At 42.6% G+C, this 23,620-nt stretch carries 13 protein-coding genes and 1 pseudogene; 10 read left to right on the forward strand and 4 right to left on the reverse strand.

The annotated features are described in order from the left end of the window. The first annotated feature begins 668 nt into the window (after positions 1-668). The 5 genes from IE070_RS04145 (at position 669) to IE070_RS16750 (ending at position 7,945) form a co-directional block, all read left to right on the forward strand. Positions 669-1,205, forward strand: coding sequence for a hypothetical protein (locus tag IE070_RS04145; protein WP_189480778.1), 537 nt, complete (start codon positions 669-671; stop codon positions 1,203-1,205). After that, positions 1,202-3,418 (forward strand): site-specific integrase, encoded by a 2,217-nt coding sequence (locus IE070_RS04150; RefSeq protein ID WP_189480780.1) that lies wholly within the window; start codon positions 1,202-1,204, stop codon positions 3,416-3,418. Before IE070_RS04145 ends, IE070_RS04150 begins: the two co-directional genes overlap by 4 nt. Then, positions 3,405-6,182: a site-specific integrase gene (locus tag IE070_RS04155; protein WP_189480782.1), complete on the forward strand. Its 2,778-nt coding sequence runs from the start codon at positions 3,405-3,407 to the stop codon at positions 6,180-6,182. The genes IE070_RS04150 and IE070_RS04155 overlap by 14 nt, the downstream gene beginning before the upstream one ends. Before the next feature lie 2 nt (positions 6,183-6,184). Further along, positions 6,185-7,396, forward strand: a complete 1,212-nt coding sequence (locus tag IE070_RS04160; RefSeq protein WP_189480784.1) for a hypothetical protein — start codon at positions 6,185-6,187, stop codon at positions 7,394-7,396. A gap of 423 nt (positions 7,397-7,819) precedes the next feature. Continuing rightward, complete coding sequence (locus tag IE070_RS16750; protein WP_373296908.1) at positions 7,820-7,945, forward strand: S26 family signal peptidase; 126 nt, start codon at positions 7,820-7,822, stop codon at positions 7,943-7,945. A gap of 762 nt (positions 7,946-8,707) precedes the next feature. Here the strand turns inward: IE070_RS16750 and IE070_RS04165 are convergent. Both IE070_RS04165 and IE070_RS04170 read right to left on the reverse strand, forming a co-directional pair. Then, a complete protein-coding gene (locus IE070_RS04165; protein ID WP_189480792.1) occupies positions 8,708-9,151 on the reverse strand; it encodes an Xre family toxin-antitoxin system antitoxin in 444 nt (147 codons plus the stop codon). A gap of 136 nt (positions 9,152-9,287) precedes the next feature. Then, positions 9,288-9,497: an antitoxin Xre/MbcA/ParS toxin-binding domain-containing protein gene (locus IE070_RS04170; protein WP_189480794.1), complete on the reverse strand. Its 210-nt coding sequence runs from the start codon at positions 9,495-9,497 to the stop codon at positions 9,288-9,290. Positions 9,498-9,875: 378 nt separating this feature from the next. On the opposite strand from IE070_RS04170, the gene IE070_RS16755 reads away from it, so the two are divergent. Next, positions 9,876-10,103, forward strand: coding sequence for an AAA family ATPase (locus IE070_RS16755; RefSeq protein ID WP_373296917.1), 228 nt, complete (start codon positions 9,876-9,878; stop codon positions 10,101-10,103). Further along, a pseudogene (locus tag IE070_RS16760) lies at positions 10,093-10,326 on the forward strand (AAA family ATPase); the annotation flags it as partial. The gene IE070_RS16755 and the pseudogene IE070_RS16760, both read left to right, overlap by 11 nt. 492 nt (positions 10,327-10,818) lie before the next feature. Here IE070_RS16760 and IE070_RS04180 read toward each other — a convergent pair. Next, on the reverse strand, positions 10,819-14,967 hold the full coding sequence (locus IE070_RS04180) for a tetratricopeptide repeat protein (RefSeq protein WP_189480796.1): 4,149 nt from the start codon (positions 14,965-14,967) through the stop codon (positions 10,819-10,821). Between the two features lie 655 nt (positions 14,968-15,622). On the opposite strand from IE070_RS04180, the gene IE070_RS04185 reads away from it, so the two are divergent. The 3 genes from IE070_RS04185 to IE070_RS04195 all read left to right on the forward strand — a co-directional run bounded on the left by IE070_RS04185 (position 15,623) and on the right by IE070_RS04195 (position 22,532). Further along, entirely contained in the window at positions 15,623-19,765 is a 4,143-nt protein-coding gene (locus tag IE070_RS04185) for an AAA family ATPase (RefSeq protein ID WP_189480798.1), read from the forward strand. A gap of 135 nt (positions 19,766-19,900) precedes the next feature. Beyond that, positions 19,901-20,548 (forward strand): hypothetical protein, encoded by a 648-nt coding sequence (locus IE070_RS04190; RefSeq protein ID WP_189480800.1) that lies wholly within the window; start codon positions 19,901-19,903, stop codon positions 20,546-20,548. Between the two features lie 37 nt (positions 20,549-20,585). Further along, entirely contained in the window at positions 20,586-22,532 is a 1,947-nt protein-coding gene (locus IE070_RS04195) for a hypothetical protein (RefSeq protein ID WP_189480802.1), read from the forward strand. A 188-nt stretch (positions 22,533-22,720) separates the two neighbouring features. On the opposite strand, the gene IE070_RS04200 is transcribed toward IE070_RS04195, so the two are convergent. Beyond that, positions 22,721-23,620: a toll/interleukin-1 receptor domain-containing protein gene (locus IE070_RS04200; protein WP_189480804.1), complete on the reverse strand. Its 900-nt coding sequence runs from the start codon at positions 23,618-23,620 to the stop codon at positions 22,721-22,723.

The following is a 23,620-nucleotide window of genomic DNA, read 5'->3' on the forward strand; positions in this document are numbered from 1 at the left end:
GCGGCGATTTACAAATGTCAGTACTGAAATCAGCTTACACATCTTGGCATACAACCTGAAACGGATGATATCGATTTGGGGTGTTGCGGGGTTACAAATGAAGTTCAAGGAGCTTTATCAATAGGCAGGTTGTATTGCGTTTAACGCCCAGCCAGTTACAAAAACCACTTAATTATGTCGATCCCCTCAAATCAAACACGTTAAAAGTCAAAATTGCTCTTAGTTAGCTTGATACAGCAAAATTTTACCGATGCTCTGGATTGACCTGATCAAAAGTCAGGAAATATTGAGTTTTTACACAGCCTGCGCTCATAGTGAAGATTGTCAGGTTATAAATTAAAACAATCAACGAGGGAGGGGGATTCTGAAATCAGTGTTCATATTAAATCAGAATTGATTTCACTCAAAACCAGAACGAAATTCACTTTGAATTAGAACGCTTGTTATCAATTTGTTTCATGTTGGATTTTCTGCTGAAGAAGTCGCTTCATTTTGAAATTTCCAAATCAACACTCATAAAAGCTTTAATTGAGCATTTTGTATATTTTTTGGGGCCAAAAATGCCATTTATTTTCTTAGAGGCCCCTTTTTTGATATCTCTGTGATCAAAGTGCCCCGAAAAAATGACATATTATAGGTGCTGTCTAAATTTTTTTGGGATAGCACTTATGCCACAAGTTTTGTTACATAAAATAAACATTTTGCCGATTGAGGTGCCTGCTGATACTCATTTACATCTACATCGAGCAGTAGCAGCGCTGTCGAAACGCCAGAAATTAGATATTTTATGGCGTCAGCTGGACTGCTGTCGCGTTATCAAATTTCAACGTGAATTTTATGCATTGGACAATTTTCTACTCATATCAGTGCTGGCAGCACAATTCCCTCAACAACAAATTTCAGTTCTTGAGATCCCTGTTAAAACAGAGAAAGAGTTAAAACAGCGTGTTGTAGATGCACTGATTATCAATAGTCTATGTGCTATTAAACCGACGAAAATTCCAGTCTTTGAACGCAGTTGTAGCAGGGAGCACCAAACTGTTGCGATGTTTAATGCAGCACAGTGGTCAGAAAATTTAGGTGTCCATCGCACAACCCTTTACCCAAAATCAACAAAATCCGATTCTCATCACATAGCTGCACCTGTGGACCTTTGCCTGGCCCTGAAAAAAATTCCACTTCCGAAAAATCGGAGCTTCTCATGATTTCAGAAATTTTTCTCTTTTTTGACATTCCAGAAGATTTCGCGTTCGGGCTAGTAGTATCGCGAATACGCAGATCCGTTTTTTATCTAATGCAGATCTCGCCTTGTTCGGAAGCTGAGCGAGATCAACTAAAACATATGTACAACGTATTGGAGAGCATGCGCACTCCGCCTCAAGAGGCACGTAGCAGAAATGAACTTCATAACCATCTCAAAAATCATCCGTTTTTAGCGACACTGATGCAAATAGGTGAGCCGCACGATAATCCTTATGCTGATGATCAGGTCAACAGACAGATTGCGCTATTAATGCACCTGTTTGAGTGCCGCGGAGCTGAGGATTACGCCGCATTTCTGGCTTTCAGAAAATGTGTAATTGAATCAAAAGCTACGCTGCTTACGCTTCCAATTTTACTGGATTTGACGGCCTTAGAAATTCAGCTGAGGCTGCGGCGATCAGAGAACTCTTATCCACAGACGGGCCTGCTTGTTCCATTTTTTGCACCAGTCAAACTTCGCAATCAGAGCGAAATGGCACGTGCCAATAACCAGCATAAGCAGCTGATTTATGACTCACCATCTTTAGAATTGTATGCATCTCATTCAACTAATGAAAACGCAGAGACAATTAACGAAACTGTCGGATGTGACAGCAAAGTTGCTCTCACGACAGAGCAGCAACGACGACGGTTTCAGCGGCGATTAAATGGTGCACAGCGAGCCTATTATGCATGTGAAGCTGCGGTTGTAGCTGGCATTCATACTGCGTTGCCAAGTGAAATTAATATGTTTTTACAACACGCGGCGCCATACCTGCTGTCAGGAGAGATGTCTAAAATTCAACCAGATACGGCTTGCAACCTGCTCATTTTGTTTTTAGCATTAATTGGCGTTTCGAATCCAGCAAACATTATATTAGTCAATAAATTAACTAAAATAGATGTTGAGCTGGAGAAGGGAGGAAGCTATTTAGTTTATGAATTTCGGAGTGATTCTGGTTTCGTCAGGGCTTCATTACAATTACCTGCTAATTTGCTTAAAACAGCTGAACCAAAAACGCACGATCCACGTGTGCACTATATAGCTGGAGAGAGTTTATCTATCGTTTTGCCCTACCCAGCAACTTTCCTGCTTAATACATTGTTGCGTGGTATTCCATCAAATCGACGCCATCTTAATACTTTATCTGAATTGTGTCATATCACAGATTCAAAATATACACATTGGTTAAATGAAATTCTGAGGTGCTCCGGATTACATATTAAGGGGATAACAAAAAGGGCTATCGAGAAATCCTTTCAACAGTATGCCCGCGAAAGCGTCCCAGAAACCTATTTCAGATTTTTGTCCGGCCAGCTCTGCGTCCAGAATCATTATGTTTCTGTTTCTATATTCACTTTGTCACAAACGATTACCTCTGCCTGGCGCGAATTCTGTGTTGAAGCAGGGCTCCACTGGCGGAACGCAAATATTTATGAGGCTGGGGAATTAGCCGTAAGCCATCGTCATTACACTGAAATTGGCTCAAAAATCACTTTGCGCCAAGAAGTGTTAAATGCGATTTTTCATGGTTTGATCAATGGATTAATCGGTTCTGCTAAAGATTGTATTAATCTTACCGCGTTTTATTTATACATCAGAGTTGCTAGCACTGTGGGACTTAGGCCTACAAAAATGCCATTTCCAACAATTGAAAACATGAATTGGGAATTTGGTTGTTTCACTGTTGCAGATAAATCCGTTCGCTCAAAAAACGAGCTTAGGCTAATCATTCTGCCTCGCAGATTAGTCGAATTGATAACTTTGTGGCGGCGCTGTGCTGAAACTTTCTCGATGTCTAATAATGCTCCGGTGCCAACGCATCTATTAATGCACTGGGATGAAAAATGGGTACATTTCGACAGGGCCGTGGTTAATGGCAAACTAGCCCGACTAACTAATGAAAGCATTATAAATCATAGCTTTAGACATACTGCGGCACAGCGGTATCTTCAAAGCTCTCCTGATTTTAAACAGTCATTGTTGGATATGCTGCTCAATCACAGCCGGGCAGGCGTTAGTGTTTTTAATCGGTTTGCGCAGTCATCACCCGCTCAACTGATTCTTTTACAGCAACAGCTGCTAGATAGTGTTGAGCATGAGTATGCCGAATTTGATGAGGCTATTCATAAAAGTCTGACTCAGTTAGCTGGGGGTAAAAATGCAGTTATCTGAACTACTAGTAACGGCGCTTGCTGATGAGGAGCGCGCGGTTAGAGAGCAAATTCCATTCGCTATCAATGTATTAGAGAGCCATCATCTATTCAGAACAGGAAGGGTGGCGCAGCGCTTGCTGGTGAATAATGCGTCAACTATTTATGAGGCAGCGTCAACAGAAAATGAACTCATCGCGTTGCAGCGAGGTTTGTGGGTGTTATATGAATACTACGCAATAGAACAACCCAACATTTTACCACCGCCACAATTTTTCCCAGTTAAGAAGCTCCCGCCCTTTTGGAATAGTGACAATCCGCGGCTCTCACTCTGTGAACGAGTAATTGATGCGGCGCGGCAGGGCATCTCGCATCACGACGAAGACCTCAGGCTGCCGTCTATGCTGCTGCTTTTAGCGAGGTATACAGGGGTCAGTCGATTTAAAGAGCTAAAAGTGCTGTTGCAATCAGATTCAATAACAGTATTAAAAGATGGCGAAAGAGCAGTTTTTCAAAATGACCTAAATTTGGTTTTTTTAGATACTGTGGGGTTGTTACTTCTGAGACAGTTAAAGAGTTCCTCCTGCATTAAGCAGTTTGTAAGGCAGCCCGGAAAATTTTTTGAAAAATGGCTTAGTAGTGTTTCGCTATTGGAGTATCAGGGGGACTGGCGAGCTCTGTTAAAAGCGGCAGTTTTTCTGGATGCTCCGATTTATAGTCAGACACTCAATCCGCTGTCAAAATCGTTACCATCGCCGCTAATACTGCTAGCACTAACGGGAACTCTCCCTAATATTGCGTTACAGCCTGAGCCATCAAAATGCCCGCGCTCAGAACACATCATTCAAAGCGCTGATGATGAGAGCACGGGCCTGCCCAGAATCGGTTTCAGAACTGGCGAGTACGATATCGATGCACTACGCGAACTGAATTTTATTCTGACAAAATTTGAGCACGATGAACCAAAGGGGCTCAGAAATTCGTCAGCTTTCAAAGAAGCAAGGCGTTCTTTAGACGTTCTGGAGACAAATTGCCGTAAAAATTGCAGCTTAATTGTGTATTCGATTGTTATTTATTGCAAAAATCTATTTCTGACAGGGTCGGCCTGGAAAGAGAATTTGGCAGCATCTTCCGTAAAAAACTATGCGTCAACATTGAAAGTTTTTACGAAGGAGGCTTGGTCGGATAATCATTTAATAAACGCGGCTCAGTCATGTGAGGCCAAACTATTTAGTCTTACAGAGCAAGTCATCGAAGCGTTTGAAAATATTTCTGCGCCGGACCGGCAGAATACCGTTTCGATTTTTTGTCAGTTTTTAGAGCAGCGGTCAAAACTGAAATTTTACGATAGTAACCTGTTGGATTATCTGGGCGCTGGGGCCAGTGGTACTCGAGTTCACTATATTCCGCCTCAACTATTTGAATCAGCAATTGCAGAGTTTTTGACTCATAGTCCTGCGCCAGAAAAGGTACAGACCTATTGGTTTATGCAGATTTGCTATTTTCTGGGGCTGCGTTATACCGAAGCGGCTCATCTGCATATTGACGATGTCACTTCCGAATGGATTTATGTTTCTCGCCGAGAGCGCAGAAAAACTCTCTATGCCATCAGGCGTATTTCGACCGCGTTTATGCCGGCGCATCTTTATGCAGAGTTTTTGGGTTGGGTTAATAGTAGAAAGGTAGTGTGTGACTATTTATTTGATGAAACTGTAATCGACTTTTCTTTAATTCAGGCTTTGCAAATCATTCGTGATCGGTGTGGTATCCCCGATTTCGTAGTCCACTCACTGCGGCATTGCGCCGCGAATAGTATGCTCTGGTTAATCTCTCTGGCCGTTAGTCAGCGGCTTGATTGGCGTCAGCGATACTATTTTTGCCAAGCATCTCTATTTGACGAGCAAAATTTAACTCGAGTTAACCTCTTGTTCAGGAGCTTGGGTAGGGAGGTGTCAACATTGATCCCCGTTCTGGAGTTTGTTGCGACACAACTGGGACATTCATCACCTGCTATCACCGCCTCATCCTACTGGCATCTGCTGTCACTGCTGAGTTTTGAGCAGAGTCATCTGCGTACATTAACGCCCGACAGAAATGTAGTGTTGCAGTTACTAGCTGATAATAACTATCGATTTGCTGTCTGGCCAAAACATGCCCAATACGATGAGGCGAGAATTTTTGCTCATGTAAGCAGAGGTTTGACTGGTGTGCAATCTGTCTGTCGTGAGTCTGACGATACTGATAATACGAGCGTTGCTCAATCATCAGTTCTAGAGTTTTCAGAATACGTCAGATTATTGGTGGAATATCACACACTTCCATCGACAGTCATTAATGAGCATTTGAAGGCACATTTTTACCAAAATTTTAGGGATTATGATGTCTCCTTCGTCGAAACTGTGAGCAATCAGCCGGCATGGTTGAGGATATTGGAGCGAGTAAATCAGACCCAGTGGATTCAGCTCAATCGAAATGCTGTTTTAACCGCCGCTGGGATTAGCAGCAATCCAATAATTCATGATATTCGAACGCTACAGCGTGTATTGCGCACTCTGAGCTTGCTCGGATATCAGGACAATTCATTACTCATCAAATGCTCTAAAGCAACAGATATTCCGCAATCGTGGTTGCATACACTGGCCCGTTTTAAATATTCAATACAAGAGCATGAAGCTAAGAAAGTTACGGTTGAAATCCCATTTTTAAAAAGCAAATCAAAAAAAACTATGCTGTTTTGCCAGTTAATCCCACTCATCAAGATTTACCTAGAATATTGCAAGGAGTAACTATGCTAATTAAATATTATATCCTTCGGGAAGTTTTTGAAAATTTTATTAGGGTTGTTTCAGAGTCAACACATCACGATGTTGGGTTATCTAGCTGTACAGAATTACTGTTAAGCATTAACCCTGGTTGTAAGGTAATGAAAATTCAGACTCGTTTTGATATTAAACCTGTTCAGGCAACCGTTACTCTCGAGCTGACTGATGTCTGCGAAATGGGTTTTTGCCAAACAATTTCATATTCAGGGGTTAGTAGCGTTTTACGGTATTTGCCAAAGAGTGAGTTTATCGGTTTAGAAGTTATAAACTCGAATATTAGAATTTTTAGTGCGATACAAAACAGTATACTGGATGAAGATGTGGAGCTTAAACCGATTGAAGAGAACTCAAACTACTTTTCAAAAAGTTCCCAACCTGAGGTATTAACTAATTATACTGCTGAGCCTGATTGTTATCCGGAACATGCTCTAAAAATAAAGTATAAACATGTTGAAGTAATTTCTAATCTCAATCAGATAGCATATTCGAATCATCAGCCGGCTAATACTGTTTTTTTATATTTACATAACGAGTTAGGGGTGTTTATTGAATTACAATCCGGAGAAGTGTACGGAAAATTTCAATTATCGGAGGAGCCTTTAGATAACGAGTTTAAAACGGTTATGGATTTTGATGGTTTTAAGGCCCTGAAGAATGTCCTTAAAACCATGCTAAAAACCAAAATGAAGGGGGTGACGCTCTATGCGGCAGAGAACAAAATGATTCTCTCGCAAGATACCATAAATGCCCAATTGCCCTGCATCGGACTAGATCAGACATTTACAGCACCGTTTATTAACGAGTCTGAAAGCGGTTGGCTTTACGAAGATCCTGAGAAGCTTGTTCGTATGCTCTACAGATTAGGCGTCAGCTCAAAAAAAGTCGACGATGTAGTCAAGCTTACAATTTCAGATAACAAAATACAGGGGTTCATTAACACTGAAGCAATGGCCGCTGATCGAGAATTAGTCATATCCTCTGGTGAAGTTCAGACACTTGGGCAAGTGTTTGATGTCAAACGCGAGTTGTTAATTGCTGCTTTAAAAAGCTTTCATCGCGGGCATTACGTTCGCATCCATGGCTTTTTAACAGAAGATACGCATATCACAATTCGTTCTACAGTGAATGATGATATAGTTGTCCTAGCAAAAATGACGCATGTTACTGAAGCTTCATGACAAGGGGTAAGTTTTGTTAACGGTTAAGTTTTTAATCTCAAAGAACTTAGTCTTGTTTGCTTAGATTATAAAGGGTAGCGAAAGTTGCGCTTGTGCTCTGCGCATCCATATTGCGTATTTCGGGATGAACCAGCCAGCGATTTCGGCATGAGTCGGCCACCCTTTTCGGTCTTATCCTGCCATTTTGTTCTTCCTTCTTTTTTTTATGGACTTTGGCAGTTTTTACTGTTTGCCGGAGTAGACATTACTCGTAAAAGGAAAATGGTAAGGATAGATATGCAAATCTGCGGCCTATCTGAGCAAATGGCGTAAGCTACACCACGGCTCACGCTTGATTCGATTCAACGATGGGCGATGATGATGAAATTGTTGAAAACTTAATTTAAGCTTCATCTATACCGTGCCTAAAGACAGTTTTTTGTCGTGAGGGATTACAGAAACCAGAGCGTTGACTCAAGGTACTTTACTTCGATACACAAAGATCAAATTGTTGGTCGTTCTCAATATGTATTGGTTAAGTACAAATTAAACAACAAGAGGTTTATTTAACGACTTAACTGATTATCCCCTTTTAACACTATTAGCAAGAAGCAGAAGGAAGAAGGATTAAGCAAAATCTTTAGTGCGTATAGTAAGTATAAACAACAGTTGATTAATAAACCTTAAGATAATTTTACTGTAAGCCATTATGTGATTAATCTCACGCTTAATTTGGGGGAGTCATATCACTTGTAAGGGCAATATAAATAACGATCGCTAAATTAGCTGCAATACCCAGAATTAACCAGCCAAAAGCTGTCATAGATATTATCTCCAATATTTAGATTCATAGCTAATTTTAATCCATAGGTAATAACAAATCCATTTTTATAGTTTCAAGTATTCTATGCTTTTGAGTTCCAAATAGCTTGTTTTACATATCAAATGCAGGTTTTATGATAACTGTGAGCAGGTTTTTCAAATTCATGCTGTCTGTGAGCGTAAAAGCCCGATGTCATGTATAAATTGAGCAGGAAAATTCAAATTCATGCTTAATTTGAGAGCAAAAGACTTGATCCAAGCTTAATTTGAGCGTAATTAATGCACTATTAATAGCGAGCTTCTCATAAAGCACATGGATTAACCTTGGTGAGTTAGTATAGAAAGTATAACCACCTTTTTACTCCTCACTCGAGCAAAATGCACACTAAACCCGAGAAGATCCTCACTTAAACAGAACCGGTGACAGGTTAGCTTAGGTAGCTTGGTGCCAGAAGCAGAAAAACGGACATTCTTATTCTAAATTTCACCGGTTACGAATAACCGCTTTAGTTAGGAATGAACACCAAACTCGAGCCGAGTAATTAGATTTAAGACAGCCATGGTGTCTGCGGTTGTTTGAAGCATTTCAATCGGCTGCTTTTGCCCGAGTGCTGGTAACGATGTTTGCAACCATTGGCGAACTGATTTTTGATCACCTTCAAAAAAATCATTTGTTCGTTCTATTACTTTGATCAAACAAAAGATACGATCACTTTCTTCACGGTTGAAGCAACCATGTTTTCTTCGGCGTGCTAGCATTGAACGGGTGATACCAAGTGAATGTGCTACTGAAATTAATCTAAAACCAATTATGTTCGCTAAATTGGACAGTAATTCAACACTGAAACCTGATCTTACCAATGCTCGAACTTTATGATCTTCATTTGGCAGTTTAAGTTCTGCCCAAATAGAATTGGAAGCCTGAGTTGGTAAGTATTTACGAGGTTTCGTCATGCCATACCTATAAAATTAAATCTCTACCATCTGACTGAAATATCACCTAACTTGCGAGTCAAACAATCTTCGGACTAACCGGCGTTTTTCAAGCTACTTGTCACATTATTTCCTAAACTCGCTCATACCAGTCAAATCAGGCCATTTCACCAAACTTCATCTCTTCAAGAACTGTTAACAGTTCTCTACGTTTTTCCTCAGTGAAAAGAAAAGTTCGGGGGCATTGACCATCAAGTCTCGTGATTGGCGTATCAAACCATTCATCTAACTTGGCTTTATCACTATTGAAGAAGATGTTTAGCTCATGCTCGAGTTGCAATTCTGAACAATTATGATTTATTTTCATGCAGTTGCCTTAAAAAGCTTTTGCTGTGATACGTCACATTTAAATGTTTATAATCGCAATCCGATTTATGTAGGATCGTTAAAGATCTAATGCTATTAGGTGTAATTGGTTTCCGAGGCGCCTTTTTATCTTGCTCACAGGCTAAGGGTAACTATAAAAGCTCCGGCATCACTACCCCAGTTGTCCGGTCTCGGTCAGTAGTAACATAACTATAATAACGATTTTGGGTCAGCAAACAAAGTAAGGGGAGATATTTTTTGCACGAATCACTTCACTTCCTATAAACGTCAGCTTCTTCAGGCTGATTTGCAAGGTCTGGGCTCAATAAGTATTGAGGTTCCCGCAGTCAATTTCGCTGATATTGTGGGTCACAATCTGGTGAAAAACCGCTTACAGCAAACAATCAAACTGCTAAATAACCCAACGCTGATCAAGCACCATAAAGTGTCTTTGCCGCGGGGACTTTTACTTTATGGCCCACCAAGCACGGGAAAAACTTTGCTGGCAAAAGCCTTTGCCAATGAAGCTGATTTTCCTTTTATCAGTGTAAGTGGCACGGACTTGCTCGATCATAACTTTGTAAAGGACGCTATTTGCCCGAGCTAGGAAGTATGCTCCTGCCATTTTGTTTATCGATGAAATTGATGTCTTAGGCTCCCGCGAGGGCCGAGGTATTAATGTCATCATCAATCAGCTGTTAACTGAAATTGATGGTTTTAATACTAATTTATCTCCACCGGTATTCATTATTGCTGCCACGAACCGACCACAAGATTTAGACCCAGCACTAATTTACAATTTCAGAAAACAAAATACATGGTTTCATTAACACTGAAGCAATGGCCGCTGATCGAGAATTGGTCATATCCTCTGGTGAAGTTCAGACGCTTGGACAAGTGTTTGTTTTAAACGCGAGTTATTAATTGCTGCTCTAAATAGCTTTCCTCAAGGGCATTACGTCCGCATCCATGGCTTTTTAACAGAAGATACGCATATCACAATTCGTTCTACAGTGAATGATGATGTAGTTGTCTTAGCAAAAATGAAGCATGTTACTGATTAGTATCATGATATTAGATGAGTTCTGATGAGCAGTGCCGCCAATTAATAACTGCTCTATCAGAAGTCTTACATCAGTCAGGTAGCCTTGCGAAGAGAAATACTTTATTTATTCTCCTGAATTGCTCAAATGCTAATGAATAGCGCGAAGTACTTCGGCATCCTCAATTTTACCCAGAGTCTCATAAGCTGCAGCAAGTTCATTAATTGTTTCATTCGTTTTTCATCGGTGGTTTTTTTTCTATAGTTCTGGATGCCAAGCTTACTTGTGCTGATCTTGTAAGAGTTCAACGATATGCTGCAAAAATTGGACAAGTACAAGATACATCTCCTCCATGCTTTCATTGCTCTCAGCTATTGCTTGGGTTAGCCCTTCCTTAAAGGCTTTTAGTTTTTCTGCGGCGCTACCCTCAAGTAAAGGCTGGATTTGTACCGCTAGCTCGTTTATGTACTTTAAGCCATAGGCATGATCGTTCATCTGATGGCTTAGATAACCAATATTTACAACGCATACCATCGCTTTGGGGTGAGTCGGATGCATTAATGTTTTATAAATCTCCAGCATACTTTCTTGAAGTTCGCGAGCTTTGATGAAATCGCCTTGTTTATAGAACATATCACTAAGATTTTTCAAACTAGTGAGGGTGTCAGGATGAAAGTCGTCGAGGGTTTCTTTCTGAACATCCAGCTCCTGGTTCTGAAGCGCCCGCGCGCCGGCTAAATCGCCCTGCGCACTAAGTGTTTCAGCTAGGTTGGCCATACTTGTTAGGGTGTCAGGGTGCTCATCACCCAGCAGAGCTTTTTGTGCTGCTAGCACCTGTTCTTGCAATGCCCGCGCGCCAGCCAAATCACCTTGTGCATAAAGCGTGTTAGCCAGATTAGCCATGTTGGTCAAAGTGTTAGGATGATTATCACCCAGAATGACTTTTTGTGCTGCCAGCGCCTGTTCTTGCAATTCCCGCGCGCCGGCCAAATCAACTTGTGCATAAAGCGTCTTTGCCAAGTTGGTCATGCTGGCCAGGGTATGAGGGTGCTTATCACCCAACATAGCTTTTTGTGCCGCCAGCACTTGCTCAAAAAGCGCTCGTGCGCCAGTCACATCATTTTGAGCATAAAGCGTGCTCGCTAAATTGTTCATACTGATCAGGGTGCTGGGGTGCTCGTTACCGAGTTTGGCTCTTTGTGCCGTAAGCGCCTGTTCATAAAGCGCCCGCGCGCCAGCCAAATCGCCTTGCGCATAAAGTGTGTTTGCAAGGTTCGTCATGCCTCTTAGGGTGTCAGGGTGCTCGTCACCCTGCATGGCTTTTCGTGCCGCCAAAACCCTCTCCTGCAGCGCCCGTGCTCCATCTATATCGCCTTGCGCCCTAATTGTTCCAGCCAAGTTGGACATACTGTGCAAGGTGTCGGGATGGGCTTCACCAAGTTTGGATTTTTGTGCCGCCAGTACCTGCTCCTGAAGTGCCCGTGAACCAGTCAAGTCGCCTTGTGCATGAAGTATGTTTGAAAGATTGTTCATGCTGGTCATGGTGTCTGGGTGCTTGTCGCCGAAAGTGGCTTTTAATACCTCCAGTGCTTGTTCCTGCAGCGCCCGCGCGCCAGCCAAATCGCCTTGCGCATGAAGTGTGTTTGCCAAGCCGGCTATGCTGGTTATGGTGTGGGGATGCTTGTCGCCGAGAGTGGCTTTTTGTAAGGCCAGAACCTGCTCTTCAAGTGCTCGTGCGCCAGCCACATCGCCTTGCGCCTTTAATGTTACAGCTAGATTGGTCATGCTTATTAGGGTGCTGGGGTGCTCATTACCAAGAATGGCTTTTTTGGTCGCTAGTACCTGCTCTTCAAGTGCTCGTGCGCCAGCTAAATCGCCTTGCGCACGAAGTGTGCTCGCAAGATTGGCCATGCTGGTGAGCGCGTCCGGATGATCGTCACCGAGCATAGCTTTATTTGCCGAAAGCGCCTGCTCCTGAAGCGCTCGCGCGCCAGCTAAATCGCCTTGTGCCTTAAGTGAGAGCGCTAGATAGGCTATGCTGTTTAGGGTATCCGGATGCTTATCGCCGAGGGTTGCTTTTCGTGTCGCCAGCGCCTGCTCCTGCAGCGCCCGTGCGCCGGCTGAATCACCTTGCGCAAAAAGCGTTCCTGCTAGGTTGGCCATGCTGAACGGGGTGCTTGGGTGCTCGTCGCCAAGAATTGCTTTTTTTGCCGCCAGCGCCTGTTCCTGAAGCGCTCGCGCGCCAACCAAGTCTCCTTGCTTATGAAGTGTGTTTCCCAAGTTTGCCATGCTGATCAGGGTAGCGGGGTGGGTGTCACCAAGTATGGCTTTTCGTGCCGCCAGCGCCTGCTCTTCAAGCGCCCGCGCGCCGGACAAATCACCTTGTTTAGAAAGCGTGTTTGCCAGGTTGGCCATGCTGGTCAGAGTGTCAGGGTGAGCGTCACCCAAGGTAGATTTTTCTGCCGACAGTACCTGTGTTTGTGCCACAATGGCAGCCCGATACCAGCCTCGCTCGTCAAATGCCATCCCTAAGGTTTCAAGCGCCTCAGTATCATTCCATAATGCCATATCAGGCAAGCACAGCGGCAAGAGCTCTCTTGTACCCCATTCAATTTCTGCGCTATCAAATTTAACCTTTTGGCCCTGCTCTAAAAAGCAGTCGTACAGGAACCCCCCCATGCGTTTGAGGCCATCGCCTTCGAGTCGATAGTCATGCAAACGGCTTGGTTTTACGAGCCAATCAGCAAAGCTTTTATGAAAGAGGGCGTAGGTCGTTGCGTCATTGCGCTCACCAGTTACCAGTAGAGAGGATAGGGGCTTGATGTAGCGCGCAAACTCCACCTTCGTTAGATTAGTGATAGTCCGCATCAAGGCTTCGGTAAGCGGTAAAGGGCTTACGGCAATGAGCTCTGCGAGCTTAGCGGAGGTTTGATGAAATACCTCTGCGGATGCGAATTCACGCTGCATATACCCATGATAAATACCACTTAAGCCAATAGGGAAATGCTCGGGAGTCAGCGGGTTAATATGTCCATCTCGGATACTACGCACAAGCTCTGAGGCATACAGCATAACGCCGCGCGACTTATCAACCGCGCTTGTTACCGTTTTCATTTTTGCATCGGGTTGCGCCTTAAACACCTCGAGCAAATCAAACTGCATGGCGAGGTAGTTTTCGATATCCTTGATATTGCGAACATCGTCGGTGGATAACACATAAGGGAAGTCGAGCCGAGATACAATGCCTTGCTCGGGGCGCGTGGTGATAACAACACCGATATTCTTCGGCAGCGCTTTAAACTCTCTGCTGACCAAATCTAAAATTGTATTGTGTCCGGTTTCATCTCTGGCTTCATCCAAGCCATCAATCATCAAGATTAGGCGCGCTTTGTTTTCCTCATTAATGCGAGGAGCATTGACAATCAGTTCACGAAAGAGCTCCGGCGCATTCATGGCGAGCAGCCTGTCGCCTTCGAATGCCGACTCAGTGAGTTTGTTTTTCAACCAAGCTCTGTAGGCCTGGTCTCGCGAGGCAATCTGAAACGCCATGGTGCGCACTAAGTTATTGGCATCACGGGTGGTGGCATCGTTATGCTTGCAAAAATAAATACCTATCACATCCCGCAGCTGTTGAGATAACTGTCCGGCAATTGCACTTTTACCAATGCCTGCAGCACCCTCAATCACAAATGTACGGCGTTCACGGTGATGGTGTTGCCAGTGCTGAATTTCATCAAAGACCCACTCCCGTCCTACGAAGCCTTTAATACTATGAGCGATTTGACCGACAAAGGAGGCTGGCTGTAGGCGATTGCGTAACGCGCTAATGTCACCTTGGATGTCGCCTCTTCTTTCGATGTGGCGAATTAAGCGCGTGAATCGTTCATCAAGCCATTGCGCCCATTTTTGCATTGCGGCCGGATTGTTTCTGTCTTCTGGGTACGCGTCTTCAAAATCTTTAACATCCAACCATTGCACGTGGGTTAAGCTAATGGGCGGGTTGACGGTTTTTTCATCTTCAAGTAGTACGGTCAGCAGTGTTTCATGCCCTGATTTTTGTAAAGCGATACCGACCTCTTCTAAACACACACCGCCGGCGGCGAGAGATTTTTGAGACATAAAGATAATCAGCCAGTCGGCGTCAAGTACGCCTTGGGTAATGCTCTCACGCCAATCATAGCCTTCTTTAATTTTGTTCTTATCAAACCAGGGGTGGTGACCTTTAGCAGTAATAACCTTGGCAACATCTTCAACTAATTGAGAGTGTTTATCCGGCGCATGGGGGTAGCTTAGGAAAATACGCCGAGGGCGCGCGTCATATTGCGTATCAACAAAGCGAGATTCGCAGTCACCGCACTCCCACTGCTGGGCTTTTTGTTTGAATACGGTATTAGATGAGCTGCATTCGGGGCATTTGGGTGTGTTCATGCGCTTAACGTCCTTATTATGTCACCTGAAAAACATGCGGCCGATGCGGTGGAATTAGCCACGTTGTGAAGCTGTTGTGAATAAATACGATTATTCCATTTGTAGTTTTATCATGAATATTCAGAAAAGTGGAGAAAAATTAACACAAAGGTATTTTGTTATTTTTTAGTTGGATTTTCTGCAAATTGATAGTCTTAATGCTACTTTCTGAGAATTGGGGGCTACATGATTAATTCGATAAAGTCGTTCACGATCAGTTGAACTTCATAAACCATGAACCATGTGATTGAAAAGATATTTACAGGAAGCTAAGACACATTATTAAAGTTTTAAGTAGTGTAAACTTTAGCATTGGTAAAAGATAAATTCAGATCACCACCAATAAAATTGCCAATCTTTGCGCAAACTCTCTCCTCAGTTACGGCTCTTCATGGCTCATATACAAGCTTAAATTAAAGCTAGACAATTTACCTTTAGCTCATTACATTAGATTTATCTTTCAGGATGAGCGATGTGTTAATCGATGCGAATATGGATATTTACTCTCTTCTTTTTCCTACTCCTCAGTGAATCAGCAATACACGCAAAGCTGTCCTTGCTGCTTTTTAAATCCACTTTCGCATTCTTTTAGACCTTACGTTGCAAGAGGTTTGCATTGAAAACTATTCAAGATTACTTTCAGGATTTACATCAAAAAGCGAACCAAAAGGTATTTACTAGATTCCAGCTTCAGCTTGATGGCAAAAAGATCCCACAGGATATCTTAGCTAGTAAGCCGATATTCTCACCTATTTATAATCTGATTATTGCCTCAGTGTTTTTCGAATCAAAGCTGTTTGATGCATCGGATATGTTATTAGAGTTTTCGTATAAACCAGCAGAGGCGCTAGGGTGTGAGGTTCTGTTGCATTTTGATGATGAGCCTGAGGTTGAAAAGTTTTTAAACTATCGCAGCGTTCATCTTAATCAGCTAGAAGATAACTTTTTACAATATTGTTATGAGCTGTTTGAGCGTGATACGTCGCTCTTTGGACAGTTAACGCTTAGCGGAAATGAGCCTGATTTAGATATAGCGTTGCGCGCATTAAGAGTGTTTTTATTATTATTTTGCAGTGATAAATATCGTGCTCTGGGGTGGGGGAAGACGACTTATAACAAAATTGAATTTGAAATACTCGGTGAACCGCAATTAAGCGTTACCGGTATTCGCAATGATTTGGTGTTATTTCTTAGTAAGCCTGAGCAATTTAGTCAGTGTCTCAGTCAGATATCAGGATCAATTAATCAGTCACTACCTTTTAGCCCGAATGGCTACAGTGCAGGTTTATCCTCCTGGAGTAAAATACTTGAAGAGGAAATTGATGCATATCAATTGCAGGAGAGAGAGACTTTTGAACCAAAGTCCTCGGACGATGTGTCCCTAGACTTTCTTTTTACAGACGATGACATAGAGGCGGAAGCGACTTCACAACCTTATGTGCAACATAAACGTGTCCATAAAGTACCACCAGTGATAGTGTTTCCGAACGATAATCTATTCCAAACCTTTTTGTACCACCTTGCCTTCGCGAAAATTGGGCGTTTATTCGTGGCGGGTGAAATCCAAATCGATAAGCTTTTTGAAGCCAAATCTGAAGAGATGCGGTGGCAAGATGTGGTAATGGCTACATTGTTTAATGCCAAGCTTACCGAAGCACTTGCCGTATTAACCAAAAGAACGGCGGCAACGCTTATTTATCCGCAAGCGGTGTATCAACTAATTGAAAAGCTGCCAAATTACATCCCTGTTAGAACGTTTGACTACCCAAATTATGGTGGCACAGTACATTATTTTGCGTTGCTTAATAAATTTAAAAGTGATGTCGAGGCCTCGCTTTTAAAATTATTGCGGAATACTGGATTTTCAACTTCGGTTACAACTACACCTGAGATGCTGCAAAATTTATGGCGCTTCTTTGCTACACAAGATGATCCATTGCTGCAGGAGTTTTTAGCGCTCAACCCACCTGGTGTTTTATCTGAAATTAGCAATAAGAATCAACGCATAGCTGCTTTTCTAAAAGAACGCGTCAAAGGGCAGTCGGAAGCATTGCGTCAGGTAATGAATGCCGATATGTGGTCTCATTTTAAAACCCGTGGCGGACTGCGTCAGATATTTACCTTTCTCGGGCCTAGCGGAGTAGGTAAAACACATTTAGCGAAGCAATATGTTAACGCGTTATCTGAGATTGAAGGCACCGGCTACCGCTTTATCACCTTTAATATGGAAAATTTCAGTGATGAGCGTGCGCAAATGAGTCTGGTTGGCTCTGGTATTCAATTTAATGATGCTGCGACGGGTTCGCTAACCTATTTTGTAAGTATACATCCACGCAGTGTCATCTTGTTTGATGAAATTGAAAAAGCGCACCCCTATGTCATACAGCTGTTGCTAACGCTGTTAGATTCCGGCGTGATGATGGATGAAACGACCCGGCAACAGGTCGACTTTTCACAGTGTATTGTTATTTTTACCTCTAACCTTGGCCATAGTATTTTTGAAGCAGCTAAAGATATTGGCGCACTGGATATTTTTGATGTACTACGCCAAGCCAAGCAGCCAGGTAGAGAAACCTCGGCGCTAAGCCCAGAATTGGTAAATCGTCTGGCTTCTGGGGTAGCGGTTCGCTTTAAACCCTTAAATACGCACTCAATGCTGAGCATTGCCAAACAACATGTGGCTGCGCTTGATGCCGATGATGATGGTATTTTTGATTATCAGCTACGCGATGATTTTGCTGCCATGCTGTTATTAACGCAGCTGCCGTCGCCGGTCGTGCGGGCTATTGGTTCGAAATGTGCCCAGCTTCTCACTGAAGCTAAGCAAAAAGTTTTTACTTCATCCCTAACTTCCTCTGAGCTTGATGCTTTGCGCGAACTTCGCTTAGAGGTAGAGCCCAGCTGTTTCGCCCGCCCGGTTGGTGGTCAGTTACTGGCTATTAATTTAGCTCAACAGGAGCTGTTGAGCTTAAAGGCTGGCCTTTACGAATATCAAGTTGAATCAGTAGAGTCGCTGCATGAAGAGCAGCGCAAATTACAAAAGAAAAAAGTTGAAGCGGTTTTCTTAAATACCGCTGGGTTAGACGAGGCCGCGGTAAATACACAGCGCCGGCTTATTCAGCGTTATTATCCTGAAAGTATATTCATCGTCATTGATAGCACGCCAGAGCATAACGCGCTGGCCGAAGACATTTGGTTGGCATTAACGCCAGAGCAATTGTTGGCAAGTATTAACTACATTAAGTTATTGCTTGGGGTGCACTGGCGCTTAATGGCGGCCAAAAACAAACAACAAGCCTTTAGCTATCAGTTGCAGCTTAAGGAAATAGCTGGAAGCCGTGTCTGTTTTAGTATCACTGAGCCGCAATTTACATCGCAGATCTCGGTAGCCCGTGCGGTGGAGGGAGTGCAGGGGCTGATGCTGGAAAGACCTGACGTACGACTTAGCGATGTCGTAGGTTTGCAGCGTGCCAAAATACAGCTGACCCGGGTATTGCAGTGGTTAAAAGAGCCCGAGCGTTTATCCAGTCAAAATGTCGGCTTCCCTGCAGGATTGCTGCTAACGGGGCCGCCGGGTACAGGCAAAACCATGCTGGCAAAAGCTCTGGCAGGTGAAGCAGATTTACCTTTTATCAGCCTTTCTGTAAGCGAGCTGCTCAGCCAGTATGTGAATGGCTCGGCCATTAAAATAGACGAGGCGTTTAAGCAGGCTTCTGATATTGCGCCTTGTATCCTGTTTATAGACGAAATTGACTCCATCGCTATGAAGCGCAGCGAAAAAGAGAGCAGTCAAAACAATGCGGTTAATGCGCTGTTGATGCATCTGGATGGTATTCAAAAGCGGGCAGAGCCAATCTTTGTGTTAGCTGCAACTAACCATATTGATTTCTTAGACAGCGCAGTGGTGCGCTCAGGAAGATTAGACGAGATAGTCTATTGCGATTTGCCTGATCGCTCGGCACGTGAAGCCTTCTTTAAGCACTTCGCGAAAAAGTATCAGCTCACTGTAATGGAGACGTCTTTATCACTCTATGTTGATTTAACCAGGGGGATGAGTGGTGCAGATATTGATAAGTTATTTAGAACCTATCTTTATACGCTTGCCTCCTCTGATGAATACCTAAACGCTGAATTTAGAACAATCTCTGATGAAGTGATGCGTCACGTGATCACCGAAACACGCTATGGCGCCATAAATCAGCAGCAAAACCTCACTGACGAAGGTAAATTGCAAACCGCCTGGCATGAAGCCGGGCACCTGTTAGCGTCAAAGATTTTGCTGCCTAATCATAAAATTGATTTCGCCACCATAGAGCCACGCAATAAAGCGCTGGGCTTCGTTGCCATTAGCCGTGACGACAATCTGGGAGCAATGACGGAATCTGAGGTCAGAGCGCAAATCGCGGTTTGCTTAGCCGGGCGCGAAGCAGAGCGGCTGCAGTTAAGTGATTACGACGTGTCCGCGGGGGCGGTAAGTGATATTGAACGAGCCACTCAGCTCGCGTATCACGCGGTATGCTTTTATGGTTTGGACACAGAGCTTGGGCAAATTAACCTAAAAGAAATCAGTGCTCTAACATACTCTCCCAAAATACATGAACTGGCAGAAGAGCGTGTTCGCGCTTGGTTAGGTGAGGGGCAGCAATATGCACGCGAAATTTTGCTCAAGCATCAACAGCGCCTGCAGCAGTTGGCGGAGTTGCTGTACCAAAAAGAATCACTTTATGCTGATGAAATTGAAGCTGTTTTTCCCCAATAAAGAAACTTAATGCGAAAAAATCACAGCTTAGTGGCTGATGGTAAGCTGGGATTTGATACGGGTGTTTAATGCTTTTTCTGCCGAGACCATTACAGTTCCGTGTCATACACTTTATATCCGACTTAAAAGGATTTTATGACTGAAATACGACTAGGTTTTACGGGACATCGTCCTAATAGACTATCACCAGAGCATATGTTGGCTATCCGAGGCAGATTGATTTACGTTTTTGAAAAACTGTACATGGCGATTGCGGACAGTGAAATCTATTTCAGCTCCTCAAAAGTTGGTTTCACTCTTGTTTCAGGCATGGCTGCAGGTGCTGATTTAGCCGCAATACATGCTGCTAAACACTTAAGTTGGAGATTGCATTTACTTCTGCCATACAATAGAAATGATTTTATTAAAACGTTTTCAAGTATTAAAGATATCGACGAATTCACTCAATTTTTAGCTGATGCATCAAATGTTACTGAAATGGATGCATTGGGTCTTTTAACGTCAATTGACGAATCACATGAGGTGCTAGGAAAGTATCTGCTCGATAATTGCGATATGTTAGTTGCAGTTTGGGATGGCGGTGAATCAAAAGGAAAAGGCGGCACGGTTGACATCGTAGAGAGCGCAATAAAAATAGGTAAACGTGTTATATGGCTAGATACCAGTTCTAGCGAGATCTCTGCGAAAATATCAAAAATCTCCGCTAATGATAATCAAGTAACTTGGACTGCCAATTTAAATAATGAGTTAAATAGTCTTGGTGAATTTTTCATTAGCAATTAACCATTTTCTTAACCTGTAGCTGCATAATGGAGATGAAATGCAAAGAAATATCTTGAATATCGTTGCCATTACAACGCTGTTTATTACATGCTTTTCAATTAGTGTTTGGGGTTATTGGTTAGAAAATCTTGGCTTCTTTGAAGCCGTATATCGAAGTATTCAGTTACTGGTATTAAATGCTAATTTCGACGCAATTTCACTGCCTATGAGCTGGCAGCTAGAAATAGCCAGATTCTGCTTACCTCTTTTCCCAGTGTTGGCAGTAGTAGGTCTGCTTTTAAATTATTTCAAGCGACAATGGTTAATCTTGAGGAGCCATTTCTTTTCACCGGATGCTATTTTTTTCGGTATCGGTCGTACAGCTCATGCAATTTCAATAAGCCTTCCAAAAAGTCGTAGATTATTAGTCGTCGATTTAACATCAAAAAACGATATTATTGAGCGATTAATGAGTATGCATACAATATTATTCATTGAGGCTGACGCAACAAGCAGCAGGGTATTAAGTCGACTACCATTAATGAAAACAAAGGATATTTACATTTTTACTGGGGATGATCAGAAGGATTTGGATATCGCGTTGATGATTTGTGAGCATATAAATAGCCAAGCAAGTGACAAAACGTCTATACCAAAATTGATTGTGGATGTTGACGATCATATTCTGTTACAGATGGCTCAGTCAGAACCATCTTTTGCTTATTATCGTGCTAAAGGTGGCGAAATACAGTGGTTTAGTGCGCAAAGAAAAGCAGCAAGAGCCTTGCTGCAACAGTTTTCTGTTCTGGATAAGCCAAGCAATCCACAACAAACAGTGCATGTAGCCATAGTAGGATTTGATGACTTTCAACAGTATGTGATTAAGCAAATTTTGCAAACGAGCATCTATCTGCATGCCAACAAACTTCATATTAGTGTGTTCACAGCAGAGGTAGATACTTATCATCGCTTTGTGATGCAGCATGCATCACTATTTTCTGGGGACAAAGATCATTTGCAGTCTCCGGGTATTTTGCCGTTGGCAACGCTTAACCTATTTGTAACTGACCTTTCTGCAACACAGCAACAGCAGGTAAAAAAAGCCGTAGAGCTTGTCGGTAACTCGTTCGATATAGTTTATGTGCATGCAGAAACTGATTATAACGCGTTGTTTCATAGCCAGCGTATTAAGCAAGCAATCCTATCTTTAGGGCTGTCATCCCGGATAGTCTGTATGATGAATGGTTCGCATTTTTTCAGGCTTCAAGATGCTCAAGCTTTTACATCAAAATCCGATGAAGTTTACAAAGACATCTATTTATTCCATTGCAGAGAGTCATTAGTACAAAGTGGAGAAAATTACCCTGGAGAAAAAATGGATAGGCTTGGGCTGATTATTCATAATGCTTATAAAGCCAACGGACTAAGATATGAGCTGGCAAGGCTCAATGGACGAGATAAGGTCATTGTTGCAGAACTTCTGCTCGAAAAATTGTATAAAAAGTGTGCTAGCTCTAATAATTTCAATGTGTTAGTAAGAAGTCTGCTCGAGCAAAGCTGGAATGTAATTAATAATTTTGATTTGCAAAATTGGGATCACTTTATAAACGTCACGTCTGCATTGTATCCGCTATCTCAATATGAGTGGCAAAGTCATCTTGCCCCTGAATTTATATGGTCTAGCTGCTCTGCTGCTGATCACCTATCGATCAAGATTCGCGATATCGGTTTTGAGCTTAATGAGTATATTAGTGAAGCAGATAAAAATATGGAGGAACTAGAAGAGGCTATCGCAGACAATCTGGAGCAACTGAAAGAGCTGGAACATCGGCGCTTTGTTGCTGAGCGTTTGGTTGACGGCTGGGTGTATGGCCCCACTACAGAAAGGGCATTAAAAATTAACGAAACAATGGTGCCCTACAAGGAGCTTCCTGAGAAAGAGGAAATTAAGGATGAATCTATTGTCCGAGTGCTGCCTCGACTGATTAAAGAGGCTAGGGAGTAGCTTGTTCGGTTACCGGAAAGAAGGATGTTTATAATTTTAACTGCGTATCAACAATGATAAGTTACGAAGTGCTTCTGCATCTGGTGTAAAACGTTGTTTGGTCATGATGCCCTCCTAAAGTTGTATTTTACCCTAAGGATTGTCTAGTGTTTTAGGGGAAGTCCACTCAGCCTTTTATCAGAGTATGGTTAAGTGCCAAAAAACCAGTCAGCTTCGAATGCTCTGAAATCGCTACTGAGAGAGCGCACTATTTTTTTGTCAGCGACACTTAACCTTCCCGTTTGCTGTGCGATTCTTTTAAGATGTGAGTAATTACCGAGAGGACATTGAATTACACGCTTATGAAAATACTCCTTGCACAAGACACCAGCTACATACAAAGCTAACGACTGCTTATCCGGACTACATCCTTTTTCAAGTGATATTTGAATATTTTTACATGTTTTTATCGCATCATTTAATTTAAGAGAGTTGATATTGCCTTGCTCGTAGAGAGATACAATAATTGAGAGAACTAACGCATTTCCATTCAACTTACTAATATCTAAAGCTCGAGTTATTGAAACTGCATCTTGAATGCGATTTTCTTGAAGGGCTACATGTATTTGATCCTCGATTGGAATAGCATGCTTAGCATGATTATTTTTCAATACATGGAATAATTGTTCAATTATATTAGAAAATGAGTTGGTAGAAAGGTTTTCTTGGCCATTTATAAACTGGTAAGAACCTATAATATAACGGGTACCCTGATCATAACTTCCTCGCTCCAAAACACCGTCAACATCAATAGGGTAAATTGGGATGTTGAGATCATCGGACTCTTTGAGTTCTCGCATCACATGTTTTGAGCGTGTTATATTAGAAATATTACATCCGACAGAGTGAGCTGAAGCGAGAAGAATTAATGCATCTGCCCCTCTTAAGAATTGCATTATACGATCATAATACTGATCCCCAGCATCAATTGTATCGGGTGAGAAAAAAATACAGTCATTTCCAGTGTGCTGAGCTAAGGCTTGCTTAAAAGCCCTAGCGTAGTCAATGTCCTTGCTGCTAAATGATATGAATATTTTCTTAGGCACCAT

Source organism: Alishewanella tabrizica (assembly GCF_014652375.1).
Classification (GTDB): domain Bacteria; phylum Pseudomonadota; class Gammaproteobacteria; order Enterobacterales; family Alteromonadaceae; genus Alishewanella; species Alishewanella tabrizica.

Excerpts from the sequence above, each read along its gene's own strand:
- IE070_RS04145 (WP_189480778.1), top strand. The coding sequence starts at position 669 with ATGCCACAAGTTTTGTTACATAAAATAAACATTTTGCCGATTGAGGTG.
- IE070_RS04150 (WP_189480780.1), top strand. The coding sequence starts at position 1,202 with ATGATTTCAGAAATTTTTCTCTTTTTTGACATTCCAGAAGATTTCGCG.
- IE070_RS04155 (WP_189480782.1), top strand. The coding sequence starts at position 3,405 with ATGCAGTTATCTGAACTACTAGTAACGGCGCTTGCTGATGAGGAGCGC.
- IE070_RS04160 (WP_189480784.1), top strand. The coding sequence starts at position 6,185 with ATGCTAATTAAATATTATATCCTTCGGGAAGTTTTTGAAAATTTTATT.
- IE070_RS04165 (WP_189480792.1), bottom strand. The coding sequence starts at position 9,151 with ATGACGAAACCTCGTAAATACTTACCAACTCAGGCTTCCAATTCTATT.
- IE070_RS04170 (WP_189480794.1), bottom strand. The coding sequence starts at position 9,497 with ATGAAAATAAATCATAATTGTTCAGAATTGCAACTCGAGCATGAGCTA.
- IE070_RS04180 (WP_189480796.1), bottom strand. The coding sequence starts at position 14,967 with ATGAACACACCCAAATGCCCCGAATGCAGCTCATCTAATACCGTATTC.
- IE070_RS04190 (WP_189480800.1), top strand. The coding sequence starts at position 19,901 with ATGACTGAAATACGACTAGGTTTTACGGGACATCGTCCTAATAGACTA.
- IE070_RS04195 (WP_189480802.1), top strand. The coding sequence starts at position 20,586 with ATGCAAAGAAATATCTTGAATATCGTTGCCATTACAACGCTGTTTATT.
- IE070_RS04200 (WP_189480804.1), bottom strand. The coding sequence starts at position 23,620 with ATGGTGCCTAAGAAAATATTCATATCATTTAGCAGCAAGGACATTGAC.